This is a genomic window from Labrenzia sp. PO1, from assembly GCF_012273635.1.
GTDB lineage: Bacteria > Pseudomonadota > Alphaproteobacteria > Rhizobiales > Stappiaceae > Roseibium > Roseibium algicola.
The window spans coordinates 1194458-1211860 of the sequence record NZ_JAAXCR010000002.1 but is presented as its reverse complement, the minus strand read 5'-3'; the positions used below and the strand labels follow the sequence as shown (position 1 = coordinate 1211860).

13 protein-coding genes are annotated in these 17403 nt (G+C 59.3%); 6 read left to right on the top strand and 7 right to left on the bottom strand.

All coding sequences use genetic code 11. From position 1 onward, the window contains the following. Window positions 1–198 precede the first annotated feature (198 nt). The 6 genes from HCG46_RS13475 to HCG46_RS13450 all read left to right on the top strand — a co-directional run bounded on the left by HCG46_RS13475 (window position 199) and on the right by HCG46_RS13450 (window position 7823). Entirely contained in the window at window positions 199–2394 is a 2196-nt protein-coding gene (locus tag HCG46_RS13475) for a primosomal protein N' (RefSeq protein WP_168686500.1), read from the top strand. A 469-nt stretch (window positions 2395–2863) separates the two neighbouring features. After that, a complete protein-coding gene (locus tag HCG46_RS13470; protein WP_022998997.1) occupies window positions 2864–3424 on the top strand; it encodes a F0F1 ATP synthase subunit delta in 561 nt (186 codons plus the stop codon). Next, window positions 3424–4953 (top strand): F0F1 ATP synthase subunit alpha, encoded by a 1530-nt coding sequence (gene atpA, locus HCG46_RS13465; protein ID WP_022998996.1) that lies wholly within the window; start codon window positions 3424–3426, stop codon window positions 4951–4953. The genes HCG46_RS13470 and atpA overlap by 1 nt, the downstream gene beginning before the upstream one ends. Window positions 4954–4984: 31 nt before the next feature. Further along, window positions 4985–5869, top strand: a complete 885-nt coding sequence (locus HCG46_RS13460; protein WP_023014438.1) for a F0F1 ATP synthase subunit gamma — start codon at window positions 4985–4987, stop codon at window positions 5867–5869. A 16-nt stretch (window positions 5870–5885) separates the two neighbouring features. Beyond that, entirely contained in the window at window positions 5886–7319 is a 1434-nt protein-coding gene (gene atpD / locus HCG46_RS13455; protein WP_173013971.1) for a F0F1 ATP synthase subunit beta, read from the top strand. A 93-nt stretch (window positions 7320–7412) separates the two neighbouring features. After that, a complete protein-coding gene (locus tag HCG46_RS13450) occupies window positions 7413–7823 on the top strand; it encodes a F0F1 ATP synthase subunit epsilon (protein ID WP_022998993.1) in 411 nt (136 codons plus the stop codon). A 159-nt stretch (window positions 7824–7982) separates the two neighbouring features. Here HCG46_RS13450 and HCG46_RS13445 read toward each other — a convergent pair whose 3' ends face one another. The 7 genes from HCG46_RS13445 to HCG46_RS13415 all read right to left on the bottom strand — a co-directional run bounded on the left by HCG46_RS13445 (window position 7983) and on the right by HCG46_RS13415 (window position 17397). Further along, window positions 7983–11357 (bottom strand): PAS-domain containing protein, encoded by a 3375-nt coding sequence (locus HCG46_RS13445; RefSeq protein WP_168686499.1) that lies wholly within the window; start codon window positions 11355–11357, stop codon window positions 7983–7985. Between the two features lie 395 nt (window positions 11358–11752). Further along, window positions 11753–11959: a hypothetical protein gene (locus HCG46_RS13440; RefSeq protein ID WP_022998990.1), complete on the bottom strand. Its 207-nt coding sequence runs from the start codon at window positions 11957–11959 to the stop codon at window positions 11753–11755. A 291-nt stretch (window positions 11960–12250) separates the two neighbouring features. Further along, complete coding sequence (locus tag HCG46_RS13435) at window positions 12251–13867, bottom strand: molybdopterin-binding/glycosyltransferase family 2 protein (RefSeq protein ID WP_168686498.1); 1617 nt, start codon at window positions 13865–13867, stop codon at window positions 12251–12253. Beyond that, window positions 13864–14559 (bottom strand): XdhC family protein, encoded by a 696-nt coding sequence (locus tag HCG46_RS13430; RefSeq protein WP_168686497.1) that lies wholly within the window; start codon window positions 14557–14559, stop codon window positions 13864–13866. The genes HCG46_RS13435 and HCG46_RS13430 overlap by 4 nt, the downstream gene beginning before the upstream one ends. Window positions 14560–14562: 3 nt before the next feature. Continuing rightward, complete coding sequence (locus HCG46_RS13425; RefSeq protein WP_055657213.1) at window positions 14563–15189, bottom strand: LysE family translocator; 627 nt, start codon at window positions 15187–15189, stop codon at window positions 14563–14565. Between the two features lie 17 nt (window positions 15190–15206). Next, on the bottom strand, window positions 15207–15542 hold the full coding sequence (locus tag HCG46_RS13420; protein WP_022998985.1) for an XdhC family protein: 336 nt from the start codon (window positions 15540–15542) through the stop codon (window positions 15207–15209). Window positions 15543–15786: 244 nt separating this feature from the next. Further along, window positions 15787–17397 carry a phosphoenolpyruvate carboxykinase gene (locus tag HCG46_RS13415; RefSeq protein ID WP_168686496.1) on the bottom strand — a complete coding sequence of 537 codons (1611 nt, stop codon included), beginning with the start codon at window positions 17395–17397 and terminating at the stop codon, window positions 15787–15789. Window positions 17398–17403 lie beyond the last annotated feature (6 nt).

Here is a 17403-nt window from a genome sequence, read left to right as displayed (position 1 = left end):
CAGCTGGGCTCTCTTTACCCTAGGATGATGACAAGAAGAACCCCTGATTCTCTGGTGGACGAAATTTTTGCGGTACGTACCTCAAGAATGGCGAGGCTTGATCCCGGCGACCGGACGGGCAATGTCACGCTAGGGTTCGAGCCGTGCCAGGCGCATGGTTTCGCGGCCGTTCCCGGAGCGATGAGGACCTGACACCCAGTGCTGTTCGACGATCCAGACTTCCAGGAAACCATTGCCAGCGTGCTGGTGCCGGTCGCGGTTGCGGGGGCCTATACCTACAAGGTGCCGCCCGGCCAGTCCGTGGTTCCGGGCACCATCGTCAAGGTGCCGCTCGGCCCGCGCGAGGTGATCGGCGCTGTCTGGGATATCGAGCCGGACGCGGCCATCAATCCAAAGAAACTGAAGACCATTTCCCATGTCTACGACAAGACGCCGCCGCTTGATGATGATCTGCGCCGGTTCGTCGACTGGGTAGCGAACTGGACACTTGGCGCTCCGGGGATGGTGCTGCGCATGGTGTTGCGGTCCGAAGAAGCGCTGGAGCCGGAGGCACCCGTTCCCGGTGTCCGCCGTATCGAAGGTGCCGAGCCGGATCGTCTGACGCCGGCACGCGGGCGCGTTCTGGCGACCATGGAAGACGGCTTTGCCTGGACGAAAAGCGGCCTTGCCCATGCTGCCGGCGTGTCCGCTTCCGTCATCGACGGCCTGCTTCAGCAAGATGTCCTGGAAACCGTCCTGATGCCGGCGGCTCCTCCGCCGCCGAAACCGCAACTGGACTACGCGCAAAAACCGCTGACCCCGGCGCAGCAGGCCGCGGCAGACGGCCTGACGGCCTGTTTCGGCAAGGGTGGGGCCGTTGCCCTGATCGACGGTGTCACCGGCTCGGGCAAGACGGAAGTCTATTTCGAGGCGATTGCCGAAGCCTTGCGCCGGGGAAAGCAGGCGCTGGTGCTGCTGCCTGAAATCGCACTCACCGAACAGTTCCTGCGGCGCTTCGAACAACGCTTCGGGGTCTATCCGGCCGAGTGGCATTCCCAGATCACGGTCAAGAACCGCTCGCGGGTCTGGCGCGGGGTGGCCTCCGGAGATGTGCGGGTGGTGATAGGGGCCCGCTCCTCGCTGTTTCTGCCGTTCAAGGAACTGGGCCTGATCATCGTGGACGAAGAACACGATGCGGCCTTCAAGCAGGACGACCGGGTGCCTTACAGCGCACGCGACATGGCTGTTGTCCGCGGCCATCTCTCCGGCTTCCCTGTTGTATTGGCTTCGGCCACGCCATCCGTGGAAAGCATCGTCAACGCAGAGGTCGGCCGCTACAAGCTGTTTGAGCTGCCCGAACGGGCATCCGGTGCTGCCCTGCCGGACCTCATGGCCATCGATATGCGCCAGGACGGGCCGGAACGCGGACGCTGGCTGGCACCTGGCCTGGTCCACGGCATCGCCGGCACCTTCGCCGAAGGGGGGCAGTCGCTACTGTTTCTCAATCGGCGCGGTTATGCACCGCTGACCCTTTGCCGTACCTGCGGCCACAGGTTCCAATGCGCTCATTGCAGCGCCTGGCTGGTGGAGCATCGTTTTCAGAAAAAACTCGTCTGTCACCACTGCGGCCATCAGGAGCCGGTTCCCAAGGCCTGTCCGTCCTGCCAGTCGGTAGACAGTCTGGTTGCCTGCGGTCCCGGCGTGGAAAGAATCGCCGAGGAAGTGACCGAGCTCTTTCCGCAGGCGCGTGTGCTCGTGCTTTCGTCGGATATTGCCGGCGGGCCGGATCGGCTGAAGCGCGAAATGAAGATTGTCGAGGAAGGCGGGGCCGACATCGTCATCGGCACGCAGCTGGTCGCCAAGGGGCATAACTTCCCGCTGATGAAACTGGTTGGCGTGGTGGATGCGGACCTTGGCCTTGCCCATGGCGATCCGAGAGCTGCGGAAAAAACCTTCCAGCTGCTTGCCCAGGTGACGGGCCGTGCGGGCCGCGTCACCGGCGGCGGCAAAGGTTTCCTGCAGACCTACAATGCCGATCATCCCGTCATCAAGGCGCTGCTTTCAAGCGACAAGAAGGCGTTCTACCAGGCCGAGATCGAGGCAAGGCGGGGAGCAGGTCTGCCGCCGTTCGGGCGTCTTGCCGCCGTCATCGTCTCCGGACCAGACAGAGGATTTGCAGAAGGCTTCTCGAGGGCCCTTGCCCGTGCCGCACCGCCGGATCAGGCCGTCACGCTCCTTGGGCCTGCGGAAGCCGCCCTTGCCATGGTGCGCGGACGCTATCGTTTCCGCCTGCTGGCAATGGCCCCCCGCCAGTACGATCTGCAGGCCTATCTGCGGCATTGGCTGAGCATCGGCCCGAAGCCCACGAAGGGGCTGCGCCTGCAAGTAGACATCGACCCGCAGCATTTTCTCTAGGTGGTTTTTGCGTTCATCGGAAAAAGCGCCTGCCGTTCATACGAGTTCGGCGTGGGAGAATCGGGTGGAACCGCAGGGGCATTGTTTGCAATTGTGGCAACGCTGCTGACGGCAATAATCCCGCCTTCCGCGCAGCTGCGGCAAAAACGCCCTCCTGGCTTGCCCCTTTCAGCCCTGTGCAAAGGCCTTTTCGCCCGCTCTGCAGAAAACCGTCTAAAGGTTTATGACGGTGCGGAGACGTTGATCTGAAACGTTTTTTATCGACCTTTGACAAAAAACACCGAGGAATCGGCAATAACAGTCTTTAGGCGAAGTTGCACACTGAGAAACCCTGTGCTAATTGAGGCGCGGCTTTGGGGGCAGCGGTTTAACCGTCATACCTTCTGACCTTGAAATCATTCATTTTTTCAATGCTTTGCGAGCGCTAGCCGTTTCGTGGGCATGAAAAACGTCAGAGAGCACGGACCTGGTGACTGACAACGTATCTCTCGTATCCGGCGTGGCACAGCGTTATGCGTCCGCCCTTCTCGACCTCGCCGAAGGCGAAGGTGTAACGGCTGACGTGGAGCGGGATCTGACAGCTTTCGAAGGCATGCTTGCCGAAAGCGAAGATCTCGTCCGTCTCGTGAAAAGCCCGGTATTCAGTGTGGAGGAGCAGCTTGCAGCGCTTACCGCACTTCTCGACAAGGCAGGCATCAAAGGCCTGGCTGCTAATTTCGTGAAGCTGGCAGCCCGTAACCGGCGCCTCTTCGTTCTTCCCGGCATGATCAAGGCATTCCGCACCCTGCTTGCGCAAAAGCGTGGTGAGGAAACGGCTGAGGTAACCTCCGCAGCTGCCCTTTCCGACGATCATGTCGCTGCCCTGAAAGAAGCTCTCTCGGCTTCCACGGGCAAATCTGTAAACATCGTGGCAAAGGTTGATCCTGCCCTGATCGGTGGCCTCGTGGTCAAGGTCGGCTCCCGCATGATCGACACATCGCTGCGTACCAAGCTCAATTCACTCAAGTTCGCGATGAAAGAGGTCGGCTGATGGATATTCGGGCCGCGGAAATCTCCGCAATCCTCAAGGACCAGATCAAGAGCTTTGGCCAGGAAGCCGAAGTTTCTGAAGTCGGTCAGGTGCTCTCCGTCGGTGACGGTATCGCCCGTGTTTATGGTCTGGACAAAGTCCAGGCTGGTGAAATGGTCGAATTCCCGGGTGGTATCAAGGGCATGGCCCTGAACCTGGAAACCGACAACGTTGGTGTCGTTATCTTCGGCTCCGACCGTGACATTAAAGAAGGCGACACCGTCAAGCGGACCGGCGCCATCGTGGAAGTGCCGGTCGGCAAGGGCCTCCTGGGCCGCGTTGTTGACCCGCTCGGCAACCCGATCGACGGCAAAGGCCCGATCGAGGCAACCGAAAAGCGCCGCGTGGACGTCAAGGCGCCGGGCATTCTGCCGCGCAAGTCCGTGCATGAGCCGATGTCTACCGGCCTGAAAGCCATCGACGCCCTGATCCCGGTTGGCCGTGGTCAGCGCGAGCTGGTCATCGGTGACCGTCAGACCGGCAAGACCGCGATCATTCTCGACACCTTCCTGAACCAGAAGCCGCTGCATGCTTCTGACGACGAAGACGCCAAGCTGTACTGCATCTACGTTGCTGTCGGCCAGAAGCGCTCCACCGTCGCTCAGTTCGTGAAGACCCTGGAAGACGCCGGCGCGCTGGAATACTCCATCGTCGTTGCAGCTACCGCTTCCGACGCTGCTCCGCTGCAGTTCCTGGCACCGTTTGCCGGCTGCGCGATGGGCGAGTTCTTCCGTGACAACTCCATGCACGCCGTGATCGGCTACGACGATCTGACCAAGCAGGCTGTGGCCTACCGTCAGATGTCCCTGCTGCTCCGTCGTCCGCCGGGACGTGAAGCTTTCCCGGGTGACGTTTTCTACCTGCACTCCCGTCTGCTGGAACGTGCTGCGAAGCTGAACGAAGACCATGGCAAGGGCTCTCTGACCGCACTGCCGGTTATTGAAACCCAGGGCAACGACGTGTCCGCGTTTATTCCGACCAACGTGATCTCGATCACCGACGGTCAGATCTTCCTGGAAACGGATCTGTTCTACCAGGGTATCCGCCCGGCCGTGAACGTTGGTCTGTCGGTGTCCCGCGTGGGTTCCTCCGCTCAGATCAAGGCGATGAAACAGGTTGCCGGCCCGATTAAGGGTGAACTGGCTCAGTACCGCGAAATGGCGGCCTTTGCCCAGTTCGGCTCCGACCTCGACGCCACGACCCAGCGCCTCCTGAACCGTGGTGCACGTCTGACCGAACTTCTGAAGCAGCCGCAGTTCTCGCCGCTGAAGACCGAAGAACAGGTTGCAGTCATCTATGCCGGCGTGAACGGCTACCTGGATGCAATCCCGGTCAACCGCGTGAAGGACTTCGAAGAAGGCCTGCTTCTGTTCCTTCGTGGCGAGCACAAAGCGCTGCTCGACGCCATCTGGGAGAAGAAGGCACTCGACGACGAGCTGACTGGCAAGCTGAAAGCTGCCATCGACGCGTTCGCCAAGAACTTCGCTTAAGACCACGCCGGGATAAGGAGCAGGGGCGGCCATGCCGAGCCTGAAGGACTTACGAAACCGCATCGCTTCCGTTAAGGCGACGCAGAAAATCACCAAGGCCATGCAAATGGTGGCCGCGGCGAAGCTGCGTCGTGCTCAGGAAGCTGCGGAGGCCGCTCGCCCCTATGCGGAACGCATGGGTGCGGTGCTGGCCAACCTCGCGGTGGCCTTCGAGGGGCGCGACGACGCTCCGAAGCTCATGTCCGGCACCGGCAATGACCAGGTTCATCTCCTGCTCGTTGCCACGGCCGAACGTGGGCTGTGTGGGGGCTTCAACACCAACATTGCCAAGCTTGCGCGTGAAAAAGCGCGCAGCCTGCTGAAGCAGGGCAAGACGGTCAAGATCATCTGTGTCGGCAAGAAGGGCTACGACGCTCTGAAGCGCGAGCTCGGCCAGCACATAATCAAGACCATCGACCTGCGCAGTGTTAAGAACGTTGGCTTCAACAACGCGGACGACATCGGCCGCGAAGTGCTCTCCATGTACGACAATGGCGAGTTCGACGTTTGCACGCTGTTCTATTCGACTTTCAAATCCGTGATCGCGCAGGAACCGACTGCAACTCAGCTGATCCCGGCCCATTTCGAGGCTGGCAGCACTGATGCAGGCGCAGGTGCCAACGCGGTTTACGAATATGAACCGGAAGAGACAGAGATCCTTGCGGATCTGCTGCCGCGCAACATCTCCGTTCAGATTTTCCGGGCACTTCTGGAAAATGCTGCGTCTGAACAGGGTGCACGTATGTCCGCAATGGACAACGCGACCCGCAACGCCGGCGAGATGATCGACAAACTGACGATCAACTACAACCGCCAGCGCCAGGCTCAGATTACGACGGAACTGATTGAAATTATCTCGGGCGCGGAAGCGCTCTAACGGGATCGAGACGAGGATTAGGGATATGGCTGACAAAAAGGTCGGACGGATCACCCAGGTCATCGGCGCCGTTGTCGACGTCAAGTTCGATGACCACCTGCCGCTGATCCTGAACGCTCTTGAAGTTGACAACCAGGGCACGCGTCTTGTGCTTGAAGTTGCTCAGCACCTTGGCGAAAACACGGTACGTACCATCGCGATGGACTCCACCGAGGGTCTGGTGCGCGGTCAGGAAGTGGTCGACACCGATGCACCGATCGTGGTGCCGGTTGGCGACGGCACCCTGGGCCGTATCATGAACGTGATCGGCGAGCCGGTCGACGAAGCCGGTGAGATCCCGCACGAAAGCAAGCGTGCGATCCACCAGGACGCTCCGGAGTTCATCGAACAGTCCACCGAAGCTGAAATCCTTGTGACGGGCATCAAGGTCGTTGACCTTCTGGCTCCGTACGCAAAGGGCGGTAAGATCGGCCTGTTCGGCGGCGCCGGCGTGGGCAAGACCGTTCTCATCATGGAACTGATCAACAACGTCGCCAAGGCGCACGGCGGTTACTCCGTGTTCGCAGGTGTTGGCGAGCGTACTCGTGAAGGTAACGACCTTTACTGGGAAATGATCGAATCCGGCGTGAACAAGGAAGGCGGCGGAGAAGGCTCCAAGGCTGCTCTGGTTTACGGCCAGATGAACGAGCCCCCGGGAGCCCGTGCACGTGTTGCTCTGACCGGTCTGACCGTTGCAGAACACTTCCGTGACCAGGGCCAGGACGTGCTGTTCTTCGTGGACAACATCTTCCGCTTCACCCAGGCAGGTTCCGAAGTGTCCGCACTTCTCGGCCGTATCCCGTCCGCTGTGGGCTACCAGCCGACGCTGGCCACCGACATGGGCGGCATGCAGGAGCGCATCACCACCACGAACAAGGGCTCGATCACGTCCGTGCAGGCCGTGTACGTTCCGGCCGATGACTTGACCGACCCGGCACCGGCTTCGACCTTTGCTCACTTGGACGCAACGACGGTTCTTAACCGTTCGATCGCTGAAAAAGGCATCTACCCGGCTGTGGATCCGCTGGACTCCACTTCCCGTATGCTTGATGCCCGCATCATCGGTGAAGAGCACTACGAAACGGCTCGTGCGGTTCAGGTTACTTTGCAGCGCTACAAGGCTCTGCAGGACATCATCGCCATCCTGGGCATGGACGAACTGTCTGAAGAAGACAAACTCACCGTTGCCCGCGCACGTAAGATCGAGCGCTTCCTGTCCCAGCCGTTCTTCGTGGCTGAAGTCTTCACCGGTTCTCCGGGCAAGCTGGTTGCCCTCGAAGACACCATCAAGGGCTTCAAGGGTCTGGTCGAAGGCGAATACGACCACCTGCCGGAAGCTGCTTTCTACATGGTTGGCTCCATCGATGAAGCCATCGAGAAAGCACAGCGCCTGGCTGCTGAAGCCGCTTGATCGGCGAATTGACCGGACGCCCGTTATCGGGCGTCCGTCTTCTTCATGCTTGATGGCTTGCCATCAGAATTAGACTGACAAGGAAGACGCCAAATGGCTGAACTTTTCCAGTTTGAGTTGGTCTCGCCGGAGCGCCAGCTCCTCTCCGAACAGGTCGCAGAGGTCGTTGTACCGGGCGCCGAAGGCGAGTTTGGCGTTCTGAAGAACCATGCCCCGTTCATCTCCACCATCCTGCCGGGCATCCTGAAGGTGCGCAGCAGCGAAAATGGTGGCTGGGACGAATACTTCGTCCGCGGTGGTTTTGCCGATGTTGCAGCAGGCGGTCTCACCGTTCTGGCCGAACAGGCCGTTCCGGTTGGCGAGATCAGCCGTGAGCAGCTCGACCAGGCAATCCAGGATGCGCAGGAAGATGTTTCCGACGCCAAGGACGATGCCTCGCGGCAGAAAGCCGAAATGACACTGGCTCAGCTCAAGGACGTCGCAGAAGCCCTCACCAAGGCCTGATACGACCCCCTCCAGCTTCATTCAATGACGCGGTCCGGCAACGGGCCGCGTTTTTTGTTCTTGGGGGGAAGCGATCGGTCAAGTATGCAAGAGGCGCGGTTCTGACGTGCCTGGCAGGCTGCCTCTCAAACAGTCGGCTCTCGATCAGAAGGCCGAACGTCAGGCGCGAGCAAACCGCGCGACGTCTTCTTCTTCGAAGAACTTGAACCCGTTACGCCCGTTATGCTTGACCTCGTATAGCGCCATATCAGCGCGCTTTATCACTGGACGAGGATCCAGTTCCGTGCCCGTAATCGGAGAAATTCCGACGCTGACGCCAACCGAAATAATGTGATCCTGGACAGCGAACGGTGCCCCGATCTTGCGGACGATACGATCGGCAATCTCGGCTGTACTGGCGTTGCCGGAACCGGTTCCGGTCAGGATGATCCCGAATTCGTCGCCGCCGAGACGAGCGACCAGATCTGAGGACCGGACACACTCGCGCAGTCGCTGTGCGACTGTTTTAAGAAGTTCGTCACCGACATCATGACCGAAGCTGTCATTCACCGGTTTGAACTTGTCGAGATCAAGCAGCATCAGGTCGCCTGCAATGCCATTGGCCGATGCCGCATTCAGGGCTTCGTCCAGCTTTGCATTGAATAGCGTTCGGTTGGCGAGCCCGGTCAAGGTGTCATGGTGAGCGGCAAACTGGATCTTTTCAGCCGCCAGTTCACGGGACGTGACATCTTCATGCGTACCGATCCAGCCGCCCGCCGGCAAGGGCGCATGGACCGCGCTGACAATCCTGCCGTTGGGATGTTTGAACTTGGAACGGACCACTTCGCCTGCCGAAAGACGGATCATCAGATCCATGACGTGTTCCTTAACGTCGCCTTCGAATTCGCCGCGATCCTTCTCGGCCTGGATCAATTCGATGAGGCTGACACCCTCGTAAACATCGCCCTCAGGTTTGTTGAAGATTTCGATGTACTGCCGGTTCCACAATGACAGTCGGCCACGCGCATCGAAGACGCTGACCCCCTGGCGCATATTGGCGAGAATGGCTTCGAGTTCCTGCGAGCGATGCCGTGCCAGCCGTTCGTTCGCGGCAAGTTGTTCTTCCAGGTTCTTGCGGTCGGTGATGTCGTAAAAATTATGGATCAGACCACCTGACGGCAGTGGCGTGCTCCGGGTTTCGATGTACGTGCCGTTTGCTGCACGCCGTTCGAACACCTGCGATTTTTTCAGGTCGTACTTCCTAAACCGCTCCAGAGCGAGAGCCTCTGGGTCGCCAGGGCCATAGTCACCTCTTCGAGCGTTGAAGAGAAAGAAGTCGTAAAGATAAGGCCGATCTTCAATCAACTCATCAGAATATTCGAGAAGGTCACGGAACTGCTGATTGCTCGATGCGAGCCGGAGCGTTTCATCGTAGTGAACGATCCCACCCGGAAAGTTGTCGAAGATGCTTTGCAGCGTGTCGGCCTGTTGCTTGGTCTCGGTAATGTCCGTCAGGGAGACGACGACACCGTCCAGATCGAACTCCTGATCGTCGTCGATTGGCATGGCGCTCAGGCGAAGCCACTTCCTCGGATGCCCGTTGGTGGGGGAGAGACGGGCGATGACGTCCCTCAGTGATCCCGGGTCGCGGGCAGCAAGCTCCAGCGGTGCATCGCACGGACCCTTGCCTTCAAGGTCACAGCGAAGGCCAAAATCAATGTCGGTTACGTTCACCCCGACCAGCTCCCTGCCGGTCACGCCCAGCAGGTCAATCGCAGCAGGATTGGCTGACTGGATCTCGCCGGTATGTGTCAGCAGAAGAATACCTTCGCTGAGAGACTCGAGCGTTGTCCGTTGGACGGCCTCGGAATACCGCAAGATGTTCTCTGCCCGCTTGCGCTCCGAAATATCAAAGAAACTGGTGATAAGGCCGCCGCTCGGCAGAGGGATACCACGGACTTCCAGATGTGTCCCATCGGGGCTGACGCGCTCGTAAATATGCGGTTTGGGATCATTGAAATACCTGAACCGTTCTTCCAGAAGCTTGTCCGGGTCTCCCGGACCGTAGTCTCCCCGCTTTGCCAGATATGTCGCCACTTCCAGCAACGGCGCCTTGCGATCAATAAATTCCTGCGGCAATTGCAGAAGGCGCTGAAAATCTTTGTTGCAGACCGCAAGCCGTCTGTCGGGGTCATAATAGACGAGACCACCCGGCAGGTTGTCGAAAATGGCTTGCAGAGCGATGAGCTGCCGCTTGGTCGCGGTGACGTCGGTCAGGGAAAGGACAACGCCGTCGAGGCCATACGCATTGTCGTCGCCAATCGATTTCGCATTCAGCCGCAGCCAGACGGATTGGTCGGTCCCGCGACGGGTCACGTTTGCAACGACGTTACAAACCTTGTCCGGATTGACCGCTGCCTGTTGCAGGGGATTGCAGCCGGAAACGTGGCCGTCTTCTTCACATTCGATATCGAGGTCGAGATCCTGAAGCTTTTGACCTTTCATTTCCCCGACGGTGTAGCCGAGCAATGCAGCTGCTGCAGGATTGAAGGACTGGATCTGTCCGGCTCTGTTGACGAGGAGAATCCCTTCACTCAGGGATTCCAGGGTGGTGCGATGGACCGCTTCGGAATGAAGCACGGCCTGTTCGGATTGCTTGCGTTCTGTAATGTCCTGGAAGGCACCGATCAAACGGGTCGTGCGACCATCTTCGATGATGGGCCTGCCCGCGGTGCGAACCCAGATTTCACGACCCCTGGCGGTCACGAACGGGAGTTCAAGATCCCAGGCGACACCTTCCTTGATACTCTTGATGACGGCATCCGAGATTTGGCGACGGCAATCCGGTGCGTAGAAGGAAAGCGCCATATCGACAGTTGGAACGAAGTCATCATCCACTTCGTGGATTTCGCGGGTTTTATCCGTCCAGGTCACGGTATCGGTATCTATATCGACTTCCCAGCCGCCAACACCGGAGACGGTGGTAATCTCCTCCAGCAGGTCACTCTTGCGCATTGCAAGCTGTTGCTGTTCTTCGGTTGCCCGAAGGGCAGACTGCGTTTCGCTCTGGGAGCGATGAGACTTCATCAGGCCAAGCACGATGGTTCCCATCCGCCGCAACTGCTGGAGCTGCGTTTCGGTGGGGTGTCTGGGCTTGGTATCGACGACACATAGGGTCCCCAGGATGTGGATACCATCCATGGAAAGCGGAAAACCGGCGTAAAAGCGCGTGTAAGGAGGGCCGACAACGAGGCTGGTATCGCGGAAACGCTCGTCTTCAAGAGCATCTGTCACGACCATCACGTCGCGTGAAAGGATCGCCTGGTCGCAGAAGGTCCCTTTTCGGGGGGTGCTGTCCACAGCGATACCGATCTTGGCCTTGAACCAGAGATTATCTTCGCCAACGATGGAAATGAACGCCATCGGGGCGTCGAAAATCGTTGCAAGAGTTGCTACGAGATCATCATATTCAGGCAGGCGCTCAGAGTTCAGAATCTGAAGGGTAGCTAGCGCACTCAGGCGTTCCCGTTCGCTGTGTCCTTGCACAGGGTTCATTGTGCGCTGCGCCTCCCTGCCGAACGCGTCACTGTTTCGGTTCTAGGTCGTTTACACCTACCCTTGGAACCAAAACAAAGTATTAACTTCGCGAGATTTAGTTAAATTGTCTACTAAGGCAGGGTTGTTCCGACTGGAAGGCGCGATTGTTTTTAAAGAAGAAACGGCCTCTAGGTAATATTGGATAAGAATATTTGCGTAGAAAGAAAAAATAGAAATACATCTTCTGCTCAGCCGCAGGTTGCTGGCTGCCTATTGCCTTAGGAGCTCGCTAGGACGGGGCTATGCAGATCTCCTTGACGATCGGGCAACAAAAAACCCGGCCGGAGGCCGGGTTTCGAGGTACGTGGTGTTCCACGGAATGTCTGCTTTTTTAGTTCAAGCAGCTTGTATTCTTATGCCGCGCGGCGGAAGGACAGGCTCATGCCACCACCGGAACGGTTGCGGCGGCGCTCTTCCGGCGGGATGTAGACGATGGCGCTATGTTCGGTGCAATAGGAGACACCTGCTTCGACGCGCGTGCTGCACGGGAAGATGTAGTTACCAGAATCACCTTCTGCCCATTTGCAGCAGCCCGGGCGCGGGAGAGACAAGTCAGCCATGACGTTTTCCTTCGTTCTTCTTTTAACCAAGCGACAAAAGCGCTCGAGCATCCTCGGGAGGGAGGATCCGAACAGCTTTCGACAGGAATCGGATGTAAGCGGCGCCCGGGACGTCATCCGTTGTCCAACCCAATTGGGTGCCCTTCAGCAAGCGCAGGCATTACATAAGCGGCATGTCACAAAATTGCAATAGAATAGCTGGCAATTCCGGCCTGCACTCAGTGCATACCGGGTTAATGTAATGTTATCGTTTGGCTTTATTGCTTCGGCTTACTTTACCAGGCCAAAGGTTTAGCCTTTTGGCTCAGGCAACTTGCCTCCAGCCTGCCGAAGCGCATCGGGTGTATCAAGATCCAGTCTTGCGGCGGATCCGATCTCGACTTCGGCCACGAACCCTGGGTTTTCGCCAATGATGTGGCGCGCTCCAACGTCGCCGCTCAAGGATTTCAGAGCTTCGAAGAAGCGCCGGTCCCACAAGACCGGATTGCCCCGTTTCCCATCCGCCGTTGCGGTGACGATCAGACTGTTGTCGTTTTCGCGGTAAGTGCCGATCAGCCTCTTCAGAACATCGCTGCCGATGCGTGGCATGTCGCCCAGAAGAACGATCACCGCATCGGTATCTGCGGCGAGAGCATTCATGCCGGTGCGGATGGACCCGGCCATGCCGTCTGCAAAATCCGGGTTGTGCACCAGCGTAACATCCAGATCTTCGACCTGAGCGCCGACTTCTTCAGCCAGATGCCCGGTTACCAGAACGGTCTGTGACAGACCGGCGCCGGCGGCAGCTTCCGCGGCATGCCGGATCAGGGTCTTGCCGTCCAGCGTCGCAAGCAGCTTGTTCGGACCGCCCATGCGGGACGACTTGCCTGCGCCAAGGATCAGCGCCGCAATCCTGGCAGCTTCGCCCTTGCGTTTGCCTTCGCGGGGCTGCGGCCGTGTCCCGATTTCCATCAAAAGGCCTCCAACACCCATTGCGGTAATGTCGTCGGGGTGTACTTCCAGTCCGGCAAGCAGGCGGTCCAGAACCCAGTCGAAACCGTTCTCCTTCGGGCTTCGGGCGCAGCCCGGTGCGCCCAGCACGGGAATGCCGTCGAGACTTCCGAGCATCAGCAGGTTGCCGGGGTCCACCGGCATGCCCAGGTGGTGCACCGTCCCGCCGGCAAGATCCAGACCCGCAGGCAGCACGTCCTGCCTGTCGACAACGGCAGAAGCCCCGAACAGGATCAGAAAATCAGCGCCTTCTTCCTTCAGTGACCGCAAGGCTTCGGCGACGGCCTCCCTGCTGTGGGCGACCCTGTGCTCGCTCAGGATGGTTGATCCGCTCGGCAACAGCCTGTCTTCCAGCACGCGGCGGGTCTTGTCCATGGTCGAGGGCTTGAGATGCGGCAGTTGCGTTGCGACAAGGCCAACTTTGCGCGGACTGAAACCGGCAACACGGACTGCACCCCTGAGAGCGCTTTCGGCGGCTCCCAGTTGTTCTTCTGGAACGGCAAAGGAAATGATCTTCGCGGTTGCAACCATTCGGCCGGCCAGAACCTTGCTGTAGTTCGGCAGCGTCGCGAAGGTGATGGCCGGATCAATCCGGTTGGCTGCGGTAACCGCATCCGCATCGACCACCAGGACGCCGTTGGTGGCGGCATAGAGGTTCATGCGCCCCGTAAAGGCGGTGTCGGTCTCAAGACCTGCACCTGCAGCAGCCGTGGCGAGCTGCTCGGCCGCGGCATCCTCTCCGGTGTCGCCGGGTTCTATCCGGGCAACCATGAGGCTGTCGATACCGGCGGCGGCAATCTCGGCGCAGTCTTGTCCCGTCAGGCGGCGGCCTTTTTTCAGTACACGGTTCGGCAGGGCTGTCCGGTGCGCGAGAATACAGCCTTCGGCATTTTCCGGCGGACATGGGCCGAATATCATGCGGCAGCTCCCGAAGCGGTCCGTAACGCCTTGATGATGGAGCCCAGCACGGCCACCGCAATTTCCTCCGGCGAAGCTGCTCCGATATCAAGGCCGATCGGAGCATCGATCCGGTCAAACAGCTCAGGTGCCAGGCCGGCTTCGGTAAAGCGTTCCAGACGCTTGCCGTGGGTCTTGCGGCTGCCGAGCGCCCCGACATAGAAACATCCCGTCTTCAGCGCTTCCATCAGGGGGAAGTCGTCTATCTTCGGATCATGAGTGACAGCGGCAACGGCCGTGAAGGCATCAAGGGGCGCGTCCTTCAAGACCTCTTCGGGCCAGTCCGCCTTGAGTGTGCTTCCGGGAAAGCGGTCTTCGGTGGCAAAGGCCGTGCGCGGATCAATGACGGTCACATCAAGCCCCGCAATCTCCGCCATCGGAACAAGCGCCTGGCTGATGTGCACTGCGCCGATGATGACCAGACGCGGCGCAGGCAAGGATACGTTCAGGAAGACTTCGCCACTTTCTGCGGTGATCATGCCGGATTTACCTGAGCGGAAACGCCTTGCAAGTTCCTCAGCCAGGGGATCGCCGGAAAAATCGTCGGATTTTCGGACGAGGCGTTGCTGCCCGTCCACCATGTCGGTCACCAGGATCGCCGCACGGCGCGCGGCACGGTCCTTGTTGAGGTCACTTAGCAGGGAAAAGTCCATGGTCTATGCGCGGTCCGTTGCCAGTTTCAGTCCAAGTCCCACCAGAAGCGATCCTCCGAGCCAGCGTGTGAGGCTCTGGAACTTCGATGTCCTGGTCAGCCGTTTCTTCACTTGGCTTGCAAAAAGAACGGTGACGATATCTGCCGAGGTGAAAGCAAAGTTGACGAACGTTCCCAGGATCAGGAACTGCGCCCAGATCGGCAGGCTTGCGTCAGGGGTGACGAACTGGGGCAGGAAGGCGATGAAGAAGATGGCGACCTTGGGATTGAGAACCTCCACCAGCACGCTGTCTGCAAAGGCTCGCTTTTCGGATTTTTGGGGCAGATTGGGTGTCGGTCCGGCCACTACGCGGGTCCGGATCATCTGGATGCCGAGAAAGATCAGGTAAAGCCCGCCAACCAGCTTCAGCGCAAAATAGAGTGTCGGCACGACGCTGAAGATCGCCGACAGGCCAAAGGCTGCGGCAAAGACATGCACATAACAGCCCAGGTGAATACCCGCGGCAGCCATGAAACCGGCCCGCTGTCCGCGGGCGATCGTCTGTGCGGCGGTATAAAGCAGGGCCGGGCCAGGCATATAGGCAAAAAGAGCCGTAGCGGCGACGAAGGCAAGCAGGGTTTCCGTGGTCATCGAAATCAGATCCGGGATCAGGTGACGGGCTCGACGTAGACGCGAATGCGGCCGCCGCACGAAAGACCGACACGCCAGGCTGTCTCATCGGCAACGCCAAATTCCAGCGTGGTCGGCTTGCCGGTCTCGATGACGTCGATTGCCTCGGACACTACCGCCCCTTCGACACAGCCGCCGGAGACGGAGCCTTCGAAGTTGCCTTCGGCATCAATGACAAGATGGGACCCGACCGGGCGTGGCGCGGAACCCCAGGTCTCGACCACGGTCGCCAGTGCAACGGAACGTCCCGCACCGCGCCAGCTTTCGGCGGTCTTCAAAACGTCGGGAATGGAAGTCGTCTCTGTGGCCGTCATGAGGTCGCCCCTTCAAGGTAGGACCTTCAATATAGATCTTTCTGAATTTGATGAAAGAGAGCAGGCGAGGGAAAGCAAGCGCAGCATCACCCTGTGCTCCTCGCGCCGCCGCCGGACTTTCTCAGCGATCATCCATCCGGCGGGACGTCGTGATCGGGAAGCGCAAGAGCGTTGTCTACCCACGAAAAAACGGCTCCTCGAGGGGGAGGAGCCGTTCAGGTTTTGCGGGGTATTATTTTCGGGCTTATTCGGCAGCCATACGCACGGCGGGAGCGGCATTCAGCACGGCACCGTCGACATGGGCTTCAAAGGTCGCGAAGTTCTTGACGAACATTTGCACCAGCTTGGCGGCCTGAACGTCATAGGCATCCTTGTCCGTCCAGGTTTCGCGCGGGGTCAGGATCGTATCGTCGACACCTTCGACGGAAACCGGCACATCGAAGCCGAAGTTCGCATCGGTGCGGAACTCGGCGTCTTTCAGGCTGCCGTTCAGTGCGGAAGTGAGCAGCGTGCGGGTTGCCTTGATCGGCATGCGCTGCCCGGTACCGTATGCACCGCCGGTCCAGCCGGTGTTGACCAGCCAGCAATCCACATTGTGCTTGGCAATGAGGTCCTTCAACAGGTTGCCGTATTCGGACGGATGCCTCGGCAGGAACGGCGCGCCGAAGCAGGTCGAGAAGGTTGCCTGCGGCTCGGTAACACCCTTTTCGGTGCCGGCCACCTTGGCGGTGTACCCGGACAGGAAGTGATACATTGCCTGGGCTGGTGTCAGACGCGCGATCGGCGGCATCACGCCGAAGGCATCGGCCGTCAGCATGATGATGGTCTTCGGCATTGGCGCGCAACCGGTGTCGCTGGCATTGGAAATGAAGTGGATTGGATAGGCAGCGCGGGTGTTTTCGGTTTTCGAACCGTCGTCGAAATCCGGCACCCGGTTCTCGTCCAGAACCACATTTTCCAGAACCGTGCCGAAGCGCTGGGTGGTGGAGTAGATCTCCGGCTCGGCTTCCGCGGAAAGCTTGATGGTCTTGGCGTAGCAGCCGCCTTCGAAGTTGAAGACGCCGCTTTCACCCCAGCCGTGCTCGTCGTCGCCGATCAGCGTGCGGGACGGGTCGGCGGAGAGCGTGGTCTTGCCGGTGCCGGACAGGCCAAAGAACACTGCGGTATCGCCTCCATCGCCCAAGTTCGCCGAGCAGTGCATGGACATGACGCCCTTTGCCGGCAGCAGGTGGTTCAGCATGGTGAAGACGGACTTCTTCATTTCGCCTGCATAGGAGGTTCCGCCGATCAGAACGATCTTGCGGGTCAGGTCGCAGGCGATCACGGTTTCTGTCCGGCAGCCGTAGCGTTCCGGATCCGCTTTGAAGCTCGGCAGATCGATGATTGTCATGTCCGGAGCAAAACCTTCCAGCTCGGAAGTCTCGGGCCGGAGAAGGAGGTTGCGGATGAACAGCGAATGCCAGGCATATTCCGTATAGACGCGCACCGGCAGGCGATGGGTCTTGTCAGCGCCGCCGTAAAGGTCCTGTGCGAACAGCTCCATGCCCTCGGCGTGGGCAAGGAAATCGGACAGCAGCAGGTCGAAATTGGCTTTCGACATCTGGGAGTTGTTGTCCCACCACACTGTGTCGCGGGTCTCGTCGTCCAGAACCACGAACTTGTCTTTCGGCGAACGGCCGGTGTGAACACCGGTTTCGGCAACAATCGCGCCGCCGGCAGCTAGCTGCGCTTCGCCGCGGGAGAGGGAATATTCATAAAGAGCAGGCTCGTTCTGGTTCCAATAGAGCGCTTTCAGGCCTTTGAAGCCGAAAGTTTCGCAACCAATTGAGGGATTCCTGACACCTACTTCTTGCATGTTCCC

Excerpts from the sequence above, each read along its gene's own strand:
- atpA (WP_022998996.1), top strand. The coding sequence starts at position 3,424 with ATGGATATTCGGGCCGCGGAAATCTCCGCAATCCTCAAGGACCAGATC.
- HCG46_RS13460 (WP_023014438.1), top strand. The coding sequence starts at position 4,985 with ATGCCGAGCCTGAAGGACTTACGAAACCGCATCGCTTCCGTTAAGGCG.
- HCG46_RS13450 (WP_022998993.1), top strand. The coding sequence starts at position 7,413 with ATGGCTGAACTTTTCCAGTTTGAGTTGGTCTCGCCGGAGCGCCAGCTC.
- HCG46_RS13445 (WP_168686499.1), bottom strand. The coding sequence starts at position 11,357 with ATGAACCCTGTGCAAGGACACAGCGAACGGGAACGCCTGAGTGCGCTA.
- HCG46_RS13440 (WP_022998990.1), bottom strand. The coding sequence starts at position 11,959 with ATGGCTGACTTGTCTCTCCCGCGCCCGGGCTGCTGCAAATGGGCAGAA.
- HCG46_RS13435 (WP_168686498.1), bottom strand. The coding sequence starts at position 13,867 with ATGATATTCGGCCCATGTCCGCCGGAAAATGCCGAAGGCTGTATTCTC.
- HCG46_RS13430 (WP_168686497.1), bottom strand. The coding sequence starts at position 14,559 with ATGGACTTTTCCCTGCTAAGTGACCTCAACAAGGACCGTGCCGCGCGC.
- HCG46_RS13425 (WP_055657213.1), bottom strand. The coding sequence starts at position 15,189 with ATGACCACGGAAACCCTGCTTGCCTTCGTCGCCGCTACGGCTCTTTTT.
- HCG46_RS13420 (WP_022998985.1), bottom strand. The coding sequence starts at position 15,542 with ATGACGGCCACAGAGACGACTTCCATTCCCGACGTTTTGAAGACCGCC.
- HCG46_RS13415 (WP_168686496.1), bottom strand. The coding sequence starts at position 17,397 with ATGCAAGAAGTAGGTGTCAGGAATCCCTCAATTGGTTGCGAAACTTTC.